This window comes from Clostridium sardiniense (assembly GCF_019753795.1).
In the GTDB taxonomy this organism is placed as follows: Bacteria; Bacillota; Clostridia; order Clostridiales; family Clostridiaceae; genus Clostridium; species Clostridium sardiniense.
The window spans coordinates 42,377-54,392 of the sequence record NZ_JAIKTU010000013.1 but is presented as its reverse complement, the minus strand read 5'-3'; the positions used below and the strand labels follow the sequence as shown (position 1 = coordinate 54,392).

Below are 12,016 nucleotides of genomic sequence, written 5' to 3'. Positions count from 1 at the left end.
TTAAAGATAATTCTATATATTAATATAATTATCTTAATAATAAAGGTCCTATAGGTTGTTGAGTTTGTAAGCTATAGTATACAACTTTATCACCGTGTATTCCACAGTATGCAGCTGAGTCACTATATATATCTAATAATCCATCTTGACCTATTTTGCCCATATTGAACTCATAATTTTCATTAGGTTCACATACAAATAAGAGTCCATAATTATTATCCTTTGTACTACGTAAAACATAAGAATAACCCTCATATAATTTAGGCTCAATATTGGCATGATAGAAGTCTATAAAGATTTTTTCTGTCATTAAATCAGGGTTATAATATCTAGTTATACATGGTTTACTAGGAGCTGCTGCAAAATACATAGTACTTTGTTTTTGAGTGTCTGATATACCTCTATATCTACAGTTATAATACTTTTGAGTTTTTTCTTTATCTGTTAATTTAGATTTTAAACTTTTAATAGCTTCATCATTAGCGCCTATAGATTGAAGTTTGTTAATTGATTTATTAGCAGCATTAAAATTATCATTCTTAATTGCTTCAGTCGCTTTTGATTTATAAGTAGCTACAAGCTCTTTCTTTTTTGAATCTATTGAATCTTTTAGTTTTTGTATATTACTATCATTACTATTGATAGATGCAATCTTATCTATCTCCTTATTAGCATTTGTAAAATCAGATTTATCTATAAACTTAGTTGCATTATCAACATATGTTGATATCAGTTTATTTTTTAGTGAGGCTATTTCTTTATTAGCCTTATCTTTTATTTGAGTAGCATTACTATCAATTTTTTCTAGAACATTTATTGCTTCTGTGTATTTTTCTTGTTTAGCTAGATTTAGTCCTTCGTCATATATTTTTGATTGTTCTTCAGTTAACTTAAGTAAATTTTTGGCGTCTTTTACTTCTGTAGAGTTTTTTATTTCCTTAGCCTCATTTATCATTGAGGTAGCTTCAGAATAGTTTCCGTCAGATATAAGTTTATTTGCAGTGCTTATATAATTAGAAAATTTAGTTTCCTTCCTATAATAGTTAAATGAAAATCCTCCAATTACGGCTATTGCACATATTCCTAAAATTATTACTATTAGTTTTTTCTTTTGCATTATGTATCCCCTCTAACTTCTATATTTAGCTAATAACATTATATAACAATTGTTAAGCAACTACTATTTAGAAATTTTAATATATAATGTATATAATGTAACTTTTATTGACATAAAATTAAAAATATGTTATATAAAAAGTATGGTTAGCACTCTCTAGATTAGAGTGCTAATTATAAGGTTTAAATAAATTATTACAATATGTAATTTAGTAAATGTTTTTATTATGAAGGGAGAATTAGATATGGAAAAGAAACAATTTAAAGCAGAGTCTAAAAGATTATTAGACCTTATGATTAACTCAATCTATACAAATAGAGAGATATTTTTAAGGGAGCTTATATCTAATGCAAGTGATGCCATTGATAAAATTTACTATAAAGCATTAGTAGATGATTCCATAAAATTTAATAAAGATGACTACTACATTAAGATAACTCCTGATAAAGAAAACAGAACACTAACAATTAGTGATACTGGTATTGGAATGACAAAAGAAGATCTTGAAGATAACCTTGGTGTTATAGCTCAAAGTGGGTCACTAAAGTTTAAGAAAGAAAATGAAGTTAATGATGAACACAATATAATAGGTCAATTTGGTGTTGGATTTTATTCAGCATTCCTAGTAGCTGATAAAGTTACTGTTATAAGTAAGCCCTTTGGAAGCAATGAAGCTTACAAGTGGGAATCAGAAGGGGAAGATGGATATACAATTGAACCTTGCACTAAAGATAGTGTAGGTACAGAAGTTATTCTTAAGATAAAAGAAAATTTAGAAGATGAAGATTATGATCAATACTTAAATGAATATAAATTACAAGCAATGATCAAGAAGTATTCAGATTTTATAAGATATCCAATAAAGATGGATATAACTACTAAAAAGCTTAAAGAAGGTAGTGAAGATGAATACGAAGAAGTTAAAGAGCTTAAAGTAGTAAATAGCATGGTTCCTATATGGAAAAAGAATAAGAAAGAACTTACTGATGAAGATTATGATAATTTCTATTTAGAAAAACATTATGGATTTGATAAGCCTTTAAAACATATTCATATAAGTGTTGATGGTATGATAAGTTATAATGCAATATTATTTATACCAGAAAATACTCCATATGATTTCTACACAAAAGAATATGAAAAAGGATTAGAATTATATTCAAATGGTGTTCTAATAATGAATAAGTGCGGAGACTTATTACCTGATTACTTTGGTTTTGTTAAAGGGGTAGTAGACTCACCAGATTTATCTCTTAATATATCAAGAGAAATGTTACAGCATGATAGACAACTAAGACTTATAGCTAAAAATATTAAAAATAAGATAAAAAATGAATTAAAGAACATGCTAAAGAATGAAAGAGAAAAGTATGAAAAATTCTATAAATCATTTGGAAGACAATTAAAATATGGTGTATATGATGACTTTGGAGCAAATAAAGAAGTGTTACAAGATTTATTAATGTTCTACTCATCAAAAGAAAAGAAACTAGTTACACTAGATGAATACGTAGAAAGAATGAAAGAAGATCAAAAATATATCTATTATGCAACTGGAGAATCAAATGAGAGAATTGAAAAACTTCCACAAACAGAAGCATTATTAGATAAAGGATATGAAGTTCTATACTTTACTGAAGATGTAGATGAATTTGCTATAAAGATGCTTATTAAGTATGCAGATAAAGAATTTAGATCAGTATCTGGCGGAGACTTAGGAATAGAATCAGAAGACAATAAAGAAGTATCAGAAGCAGATGAAAAAGAAAATAAAGAAATCTTTGAAGCTATGAAGGATCTATTAAAGGATAAAGTTACAAGCGTAAAAGAATCAAAGATATTAAAGAATCATCCAGTATGTTTATCAACTATGGGTGAGATAACTCTTGAAATGGAAAAGATTCTAAATGCTATGCCTAACAGTCCAGGTGTAAAGGCAGATAAAGTTTTAGAAATAAATATAAATCATGATGTATTTAAAGCATTAAAAGATGCATATGAGCATGATAAAGATAAGTTTAAACTATATACAGATTTATTATATAATCAAGCATTACTTATAGAAGGAATTGATATAAAAGACCCAGTTGATTTTACAAATGCTATATGTAAATTGATGAAATAAATAATAAAAATGAGTTTTAATAAATTAAACTGAAGCCTATATAGTAGACAATATAAAAAAGAGTGTCTATGTATATAGGCTCTTTTTTTTGTACAAATTTTATATAAAATGTTAAATAATAGTACGATTTCACTTCTTTCTTATGAATTATTTAAAATATAGTGATATACTTGTGAAGTATTTAACATATTTTTAATTATAAATATAGTGTAATTAAAAAATAAATTTAATAATAAAATCAATTATCTAAACTGATTGGTGTATGTAATATGCTTTTATAAATTAAAAGTATATTTATATAAATAATTACTTTACATAGGAGGATTTTATGATTACAAAAGAGAAAGGATTTAAAGAAAAATCAAACAAGTTAAAACTAATTAGAGAAGGGGGAGTAGCATTAACATTAACAGCATTTCTTTTATTCAATAGTTCAATTCCTGTATTTGCAGCACAGAAAAATCAAGTCAATAATACAGAATTAACTAGAGAAGTTAGTAGTAATGACTTAATTAAAAAAGATGTATATAAAAATGTAGTACCAACTAATAATATTCCACAAGGCTATGCAACTAAAGTTCAAAGTAATAATAAAAGTAGAAATTATACATTGGATGAATTAAATAGAATGAACTATAGTGACTTAGTTTCAGTAATAAAAAAAATAAGTTATGAGAATGTCCCAGGTTTATTTGAATTTAGTGATAGTTCGTATAAGTTCTTTAATAATAAAGACCGTGTACAAGCTATTATATATGCACTAGAGGATAGTGGTAGAAGTTATACAAGTACTGATAATAAAGGTATACCAACTTTAGTAGAATTCTTAAGAGCCGGATATTATCTTGGATATTATAATAATCAGTTATCATACTTAAATACTGTAGAGTTTAAGAATAGATGTTTACCTGCTATGAAAGCTATTGAATCTAATAGTAATTTTAGACTAGGTACAAAAACTCAAGATGGAGTAGTAGAAGCACTTGGAAGACTTATAGGGAATGCGTCAGCGGATCCTGAGGTTATAAATAATTCAAGAAACATACTTAGTCAATTTAATGATAATTCTAAAGAATATGCAAAGGATAATGCAAAGGGGAATGCAGTATATAATTTACTTAAGGGAATAGATTACTATACTAACTCAGTTTTATATAATACAAGCTCTTATGACGCAAAAGATACAATTTTTTATGGTAAGATTAATCCTTATATGGATCAATTAGAGAGTTTATGTTTATTAGGAAACAGAATGAATAAGGATAATGCTTGGCTTGTTAATAATGCACTTTATTTTACAGGGAGAATGGGAAAATTTAGGGTAGATCCTAGATATTCACAAAGAGCTTTAGAGGATGCAATGCATACATATCCATATTTATCTTATCAATATATAGAAGCAGCTAGTTCTTTAGATAGTAATTTTAATGGAAAAGACGAATATGGAAAAGATATAAACTTTAATAAAATAAAAGAAGATGCAAAAGATAAATATTTATCAAAAACTTACAAGTTTGATGATGGAAAGTTTATAGTTAAAGCTGGAGATAAGGTATCAGAAGAAAAAATAAAGAGATTATATTGGGCTTCAAAAGAAGTTAAAGCTCAATTTATGAGGGTAGTTCAAAATGATAAGGCATTAGAGCAAGGAAATCCAGATGATGTACTAACTGTAGTAATATATAACTCACCAGAAGAGTATAAGTTAAATCAAAAATTATATGGATATAGCACTGATAATGGTGGAATTTATATTGAAGGTGTTGGAACATTCTTTACGTATGAAAGAACTCCAGAGGAGAGTATATATACTTTAGAAGAATTATTCCGTCATGAATTTACTCATTATCTTCAAGCAAGATATGTTATTCCAGGGATGTTTGGACAAGGAGAATTCTATAAAGATGGATCATTAACTTGGTATGAAGAGGGAACAGCAGAATTCTTTGCAGGATCAACTAGAACAGATGGAATAAAACCAAGAAAGTCAGTAGCTCAAAATATAGCATATGATAGAAATAGCAGAATGTCTTTAAATGATTTACTTCATGCAAAATATGGTTCATGGGAATTCTATCACTATGGGTTTGCATTCTCAAATTATATGTACAACAACAATATAGATATGTTTAAGAAAATGACAGATTATATAAAACATAATGATGCTAGAGGATATAAAGATTATATAGAATCAATGAGTAGTGACTCTAATTTAAATAATAAGTATCAAGATTATATGGATGGTTTATTAAAAAATCTTCAAAACTTAAATGTACCTTTAGTATCAGATGATTATACAGAAAGTCATCCTTATAAAAATATAAATGAGGTATGTAATGATATAAAAGAAGTTTCAAGCATAAAAGATGTAACTACTACAGAAGAAAAATCTCAATTCTTTAATACTTATGATATAAGAGGAACATATACAGGAACTAAGAGTAATGGTGAAGCTTCAGATTGGAAAGATATGAACTCAAAATTAGATAAGATATTAAAAGATTTATCTAATAAAGAGTGGAGTGGATATAAAACTGTTACTGCATACTTTGTTAATCACAGAGTAGATAAAGATGGTAACTATCAATATGATGTTGTATTCCATGGTTTAAATGTTAATGAAAAACAAAATAATAAAATACCTAAAGCAGTTATCAAATCAGATGATACATCATCAATAGGAAAAGAAGTAAAGTTTGATGGAAGTACTTCAAAAGATGAAGATGGACAAATTAAAAGTTATGAATGGGATTTTGGAGATGGTACTACATCTGATAAAGCAGTAGTTAATCATGAATTTAATAAAATAGGTGAGTATACTATTAAATTAAAGGTTACTGATAATCTAGGTGCAACAAATATAGCTAGTAAAAAAGTTAAAATTACTAAACGAGTTCCAAGTGGTACAATTACAGAGTCAGAACCAAATAATTCATATGAAAAAGCAAACAAAATATCAAAATCAGATATTCTTGTAAAAGCAAGTTTATCTAAAGATGATTCTACTGATAAATATTATTTTGATGTTGATAAAGAAGGAAAAGTAAACATTAGTATGGAAAATATAAATTCAGTAGGAATGACATGGCTTGTTTATAATGAAAATGATTTAAGTAAGTATATAATGTATCCAACTAGTAATGATAATGTATTAAAAGCAGGTGAAGCAACATTAAAGCCAGGTAGATACTATATTAGTGTATATAGTTATGATGGAAAAGCTGGAGATTATACATTAAACGTTAATGGACCATTAACAGATAAAGGTCAAGAACAACAAGAATTTATAAAAGAAGTTGAAAAAAATGATGAATTTAAAAGTGCAATGAAAGTAAGTAATAACAGCAAAATATTAGGAAACTTAAATGGTGAGGATATTAAGGATATTTATAGCTTTGATGTAAAAGACTCAAGTGATTTAAATATATTAGTTGAAAATAGCAATAATATAGGTATGAATTGGATACTGTATTCAGCTGATGATTTAAATAACTATGTAACTTATGCTAAAGAAGATGGTAATAAGTTATCTAATACTTATAAAGCGAAGCCAGGAAAGTACTATTTATGTGTTTATAAATATGAAAATTCAGATAGTGGAAACTATAAATTACAAATAAAAAATAAATAGAGTTATTTAAAATTAAAGCATCGCTTAACTATATAAGTGATGCTTTAATTTTGTTATATATTTATGTAACAATAGTATTTTAATTTTAATAAACTAAAACTGTACGAATTTATTAAAGGAGATATTTATGAGTTATACTACAGAGAGACAACCGCAAGGTATGGAAAGAAATATAGAAACTTTTTTAAGAGAGGGAATGATAGCAGAAATAGTAGCAATAGATGATTATAGCCATTTTATATCATTAACTGATAATAAAGAAGTAAAGGATATTTTTTATCAAATAATGAAAAGAGAGAAAGTGCATTATGGTATGTTTTTAGATGCACTTAGAAAGGTAGATAGAGAAGAGGGAGAATTAAAGAGGAAGATTTATTCAGAGATTAATATATATTCAAAGCAAAAATATAAAGAAAGCACTAAAGTTGAAAAGGGGGACTTACTTGATGCTATAAGGATTTTAATAAAAGGTGAGTTAGAAGCTATAATACTTTACGAAGAATTTATAAACAATATAAAAGATCAATCTATAGTTTGTATAATAAATCAAATTATTAGAGAAGAGAAAGAGCACGTTGAAGAATTAACTAAAGCTTTAACTACTATTGATGAAGATAGTTATGGGCCAATAAGTGAGGTCAGTCATAGAGGTATGATATATAGAAAAAATAAATAAGATAAGCTACACATAAATGTAGCTTATCTTATTTATTTTTAGTAGTAGTATAATTAATGGACTAATTGTAAATTAAATAGTCACATATATATATATTTAAATAATATACATACTAGCGGAGTAAAAAGTTAATAAAGTTCTCCTATAATAAACTTATATTTATATTATAGGAGGGTAGTAAAATGAATAAAGTTAATGAAGAAATCAGCTCGTCTAAAAAATGGAAGATATTAATTTGCGTAGTAACTATGACTTTTATGACGTGTATAGATGGAAGCATTGTAAATGTTGCGTTACCGATGATATCCCATCATTTAAATGTAAGTATGGCAGGGGTTCAATGGATTGTTACAAGCTATCTTATGACAATATCAGTACTGATATTATTATGCGGTAGACTTGGAGATATAAAGGGTAAATGCAGTGTTTTTAAAATAGGTATTTTAATATTTACTATTGGTTCACTAATGGGAGGTATATCAAAAACTTTACCATTACTTATAGTTGCAAGAGTAATTCAAGGTACAGGTGCAGCTTGCACTATGGCAAATAGTATGGGAATAATAACAAGCACCTTTGTAAAAGAAGGAAGAGGAAAAGCCATGGGAATAGCGGCAAGTGCAGTAGCTTTAGGTACAATGATAGGACCAGCTCTTGGAGGAATAATAGTTTCATTTAGATGGGACTGTATATTTTATATAAATATACCAATAGGCATAATAAACTTTATAGCATCAAAATTTGTATTAAATGAAGTGCAAAATGATACAAAACAAAAAATTGATATTAGAGGAACTTTAGTATTTGCTGTATTTATAGTATCAATAGTATTATCAGTAACAGAAGGTGAATTTAAAGGATATACGAGTGCACCCATATTACTTGGATTTTTAATTTCTATAATTTCATTTTCAATATTTATATATCTACAAATGACAGTTAAATCACCAGTTTTAAATCTAAAATTATTTAAGACAAAATTATTTTCTTTAAGTGTGCTTTGTGGATGTATATCATTTATAGGAATAAGTTGTGTATCAATATTATTACCATTCTACTTGCAAGATGTACTTAAGATGTCACCATTTGAAACTGGTATGTTTCTTATGATATATCCTATAGCATTAGCTATTGTATCACCATTTAGTGGCTCACTTTCAGATAAGTTAAATGCAGAACTTATCTCATTAATTGGTATTATACTTTTAACTTTAGGGTTATTCTTAATGGGGACAGTTAAAGAAGGAACAAGTATATGGATTTTAGGAATATATAGTGTAATTATGGGAGTAGGAAATGGAATATTTAAATCTCCAAGCAATTCTTTAGTAATGGCAGAAATTAAGAAAAATGAGCTTGGAATAGCTGGAAGTGTAAATTCATTACTTAGAAATTTAGGGATGGTATTTGGCTACACATTAGCTACGACACTTTTATATGATAGAATGAGCTATAAGATAGGATATCAAGTGGATAACTATATACTAGGAAGAAATGATGTATTTATATATGGAATGGATTGGGTATTCGTAGTTGCAGGGGTAATATGTAGTGTTGCGACAATTGTAGCAATGATAAGGTATAGAAAGTTTAGTAAAATTAGTTAAGAATATATTCATTAAAAATAACCTAGTTAAATAGACGATTTGTCTGTTTAACTAGGTTATTTTTATTAGAATTAATTCTTTTTACTAAATGTTTTTACTAACTTTAGAATAAAATAAACACCAAATAAAACTGTATATGTTATTAATTTTAATAAATCTACTTGCTTGCTATTTAATAATGCAAGTAATATATGTACATAAGCTAAAAGGTAAAATGGATAAGCGTATCTTTGTAGCTTTTTCCAATCCTTATATTTCATTTTACTTCTAAACTTCTTAAGTGAAGTTATGAATAGCGGAATCATTATAATGAAAGCTATAAGTCCTACAATTAAATAAATTAAGTATAAAGGTTTTATAGGTTGATTATTAAATAATTTAACTATAAATCTAACAAAATACATTACACAATGTGGAAGTATAAGTATAGATCCAAGTATAGCTAGTTCAGCTCTTATGCTTAATAATTTCTTAGTTATGGCCCATCTTGAGTTTAATGCACCTGCAAACATTACTAATACAAAAAATGCAATTGCTATATTTCCCTTCATAGAAGCCTTTTCTAAATTAGCTATAATTCCCTGTAATTTTAAATTAGAAGTTAATCTTAAAATTTCATAAATAGTTGTGGTAATAGCTGCTATAGAGGAGATTGAATAAAAAATCTTAGAATGATTTCTGATTGTTTTTGTAAATAGTAGTGACATGAGTATTACTACTATTAATGAATAAATTAAATACATATGAGACCTCTTTTCTTTTTAGATTGATAATCAATATCATATAAATTCTAATATAATATTATCTTAAAGTCAATGTTTTAGAGAATTAAAATGAATTTGATTTAATGAAAAACATAAAAAATGCAAAATAATTACAATATTATATTAAAGTAATTATTATATATTCAAAAAATATCTTATGGACTGATAATAAAGTGATAACAAAATCATATAATTCATCATACAATATCAATAAAATATCTTTAAAATATATAAATTAATAATAAAATATTGATTTAATTAATAATTTATAATAATATACATATAATGGATTCATGTGTATTAGCCAAAATATAAAAAGGGGGAATTAAAATGGAGGATAAAAGAGAAGAATGGGGATCAAAACTTGGATTTATACTTGCGGCAGTAGGTTCAGCAGTAGGCCTTGGTAACATATGGAGGTTTCCCTATGTTGCATATGCAAATGGAGGAGGGGCTTTTTTAATTCCATACTTCGTTGCTATATTTACAGCAGGAATTCCACTTTTGATTTTAGAATATGGAATGGGGCATAAATATAAGGGGTCAACTCCTCTAGCTATTGCAAGAGGAAAGAAAAGTTGGGAATGGCTTGGATGGTGGCCAACTATAAGTGCATTTATAATATTGATTTATTATTCAATGATACTTAGCTGGTCAACTAATTACTTAGGTCTTAGTTTTAGTAAAGGATGGGGAAGTGACACAAATACATTTTTCCATAATAATTTTCTAAACCTAAGTAATTCACCTTTAGAACTTGGGGGAATTGTATGGTATATATTACTTGGAATAGCTTTTGTATGGATAGTAAATTGGTTTATTTGTTATAAGGGAATTAAAGGGGGAATAGAGAAAGCTAATAAGATACTTTTACCTATGCTAGTTGTAATTATGATAATAATTGCAGTTAGATCTGTAAATTTAGAAGGTGCAATTAAAGGGCTTAACACATTATTTACTCCAGATTGGTCAATGGTTATGGAACCAAAGGTATGGATTGCTGCCTACGGACAAGTATTCTTCTCTTTAAGTTTGGCTATGGGAATAATGATAACTTATTCAAGTTATCTACCAAAGAAGACAGATATAAATAATAGTGCTTTTATGACTGCATTTGCAAATTGCGGATTTGAATTTTTATCTGCGATAGCAGTATTTGCTATTTTAGGATATATGGCAACAGCTCAAGGAGTCTCAGTATCAGAAGTTGTATCAAGTGGAGTAGGACTTGCATTTGTAGTATTTCCGCAAGTATTTACAACTATGGGATCAATAGGTACATTGCTTGGAACTTTATTTTTCTTATGCTTGATCTTTGCTGGAATAACATCATCAGTATCTTTAACACAGGCAGTAGCTGCACCTTTTCAAGATAAGTTTGGATGGAGTAGAAATAAAGTTGTTACAACAATATGCTTAATAGGATTTTTAATTAGTACGCTTTTTGCAACAGGAGCAGGTTTATATCTATTAGATATAATAGACAACTTTATAAATAACTATGGAATAGTTGTAGTTGGATTATTAGAGGTAATTCTAATTGGCTGGATAATAACTCCAGAGAAGATTCGTGTTCATACTAATGGAGTTTCTTATTTTAGCATAGGAAAGTGGTGGGATGTAGTAGTTAAGTATGTTACACCATCTATATTAATATTTATGTTAGTTCAAAGCCTTCTTACAGAAATTAAAACACCTTATGGAGGATATAATTTATCAGAACTTTTATTGTATGGATGGAGTGTAATAGCTTTTGGAATAATTACTGCATTAATACTTTCAAAGAAACCTTGGAAGGATAAGCAAATTGAAGATTATATATCAGAATAATATAGGCTTTAACTTAGTAAAAGGAGGGAATGTATTTATGACAACAGCGGCTTTAGTATTATTTGCATTAGGCTCAACTGTATTATGGGGAGGATTAATTTTAACTATAGGAATATTTTTTCATAATGAGAAGAAAGATAGAGAAGAACTAGTATAAACTACACCAGTTTATATAAATAGATTCAAGATAATTTTAGGGTAATCTTGAATCTATTTTTTATATTCTAAATTATATATTTTATAATGATATAATAAAAAGTAATTAG

Annotated in this window: 8 protein-coding genes; 6 read left to right on the top strand and 2 right to left on the bottom strand. The window is 27.2% G+C overall.

All coding sequences use genetic code 11. The annotated features are described in order from the left end of the window. Positions 1-28: 28 nt before the first annotated feature. Positions 29-1,117, bottom strand: coding sequence for a hypothetical protein (locus K5V21_RS15025; protein WP_221861978.1), 1,089 nt, complete (start codon positions 1,115-1,117; stop codon positions 29-31). A gap of 244 nt (positions 1,118-1,361) precedes the next feature. Between K5V21_RS15025 and htpG the strand changes: the two genes are divergently transcribed. The 4 genes from htpG (at position 1,362) to K5V21_RS15005 (ending at position 9,156) form a co-directional block, all read left to right on the top strand. Next, positions 1,362-3,242, top strand: a complete 1,881-nt coding sequence (htpG, locus tag K5V21_RS15020; protein ID WP_221861977.1) for a molecular chaperone HtpG — start codon at positions 1,362-1,364, stop codon at positions 3,240-3,242. Positions 3,243-3,570: 328 nt separating this feature from the next. Beyond that, positions 3,571-6,873: a collagenase gene (locus K5V21_RS15015; RefSeq protein ID WP_221861976.1), complete on the top strand. Its 3,303-nt coding sequence runs from the start codon at positions 3,571-3,573 to the stop codon at positions 6,871-6,873. A 127-nt stretch (positions 6,874-7,000) separates the two neighbouring features. Then, positions 7,001-7,549, top strand: a complete 549-nt coding sequence (locus K5V21_RS15010; RefSeq protein WP_221861975.1) for a ferritin family protein — start codon at positions 7,001-7,003, stop codon at positions 7,547-7,549. 182 nt (positions 7,550-7,731) lie between these two features. Continuing rightward, a complete protein-coding gene (locus K5V21_RS15005; protein ID WP_221861974.1) occupies positions 7,732-9,156 on the top strand; it encodes an MFS transporter in 1,425 nt (474 codons plus the stop codon). 71 nt (positions 9,157-9,227) lie between these two features. On the opposite strand, the gene K5V21_RS15000 is transcribed toward K5V21_RS15005, so the two are convergent. Continuing rightward, the gene (locus tag K5V21_RS15000; RefSeq protein WP_221861973.1) at positions 9,228-9,899 is read right to left on the bottom strand and encodes a ferric reductase-like transmembrane domain-containing protein; all 672 of its coding nucleotides are present in this window, start codon (positions 9,897-9,899) and stop codon (positions 9,228-9,230) included. Positions 9,900-10,250: 351 nt separating this feature from the next. Here K5V21_RS15000 and K5V21_RS14995 point away from each other — a divergent pair, with 351 nt between their 5' ends. Continuing rightward, positions 10,251-11,750, top strand: coding sequence for a sodium-dependent transporter (locus K5V21_RS14995; RefSeq protein WP_221861972.1), 1,500 nt, complete (start codon positions 10,251-10,253; stop codon positions 11,748-11,750). A gap of 37 nt (positions 11,751-11,787) precedes the next feature. Then, positions 11,788-11,907: a MetS family NSS transporter small subunit gene (locus tag K5V21_RS14990; RefSeq protein WP_204593997.1), complete on the top strand. Its 120-nt coding sequence runs from the start codon at positions 11,788-11,790 to the stop codon at positions 11,905-11,907. The last annotated feature ends 109 nt before the right edge of the window (positions 11,908-12,016 follow it).

What these genes read in the sequence shown, in the direction of transcription:
- K5V21_RS15015 (WP_221861976.1), top strand. Translation starts at nt 3,571, where the DNA reads ATGATTACAAAAGAGAAAGGATTTAAAGAAAAATCAAACAAGTTAAAA.
- K5V21_RS15005 (WP_221861974.1), top strand. Translation starts at nt 7,732, where the DNA reads ATGAATAAAGTTAATGAAGAAATCAGCTCGTCTAAAAAATGGAAGATA.
- K5V21_RS15025 (WP_221861978.1), bottom strand. Translation starts at nt 1,117, where the DNA reads ATGCAAAAGAAAAAACTAATAGTAATAATTTTAGGAATATGTGCAATA.
- K5V21_RS15000 (WP_221861973.1), bottom strand. Translation starts at nt 9,899, where the DNA reads ATGTATTTAATTTATTCATTAATAGTAGTAATACTCATGTCACTACTA.
- K5V21_RS14990 (WP_204593997.1), top strand. Translation starts at nt 11,788, where the DNA reads ATGACAACAGCGGCTTTAGTATTATTTGCATTAGGCTCAACTGTATTA.
- htpG (WP_221861977.1), top strand. Translation starts at nt 1,362, where the DNA reads ATGGAAAAGAAACAATTTAAAGCAGAGTCTAAAAGATTATTAGACCTT.
- K5V21_RS14995 (WP_221861972.1), top strand. Translation starts at nt 10,251, where the DNA reads ATGGAGGATAAAAGAGAAGAATGGGGATCAAAACTTGGATTTATACTT.
- K5V21_RS15010 (WP_221861975.1), top strand. Translation starts at nt 7,001, where the DNA reads ATGAGTTATACTACAGAGAGACAACCGCAAGGTATGGAAAGAAATATA.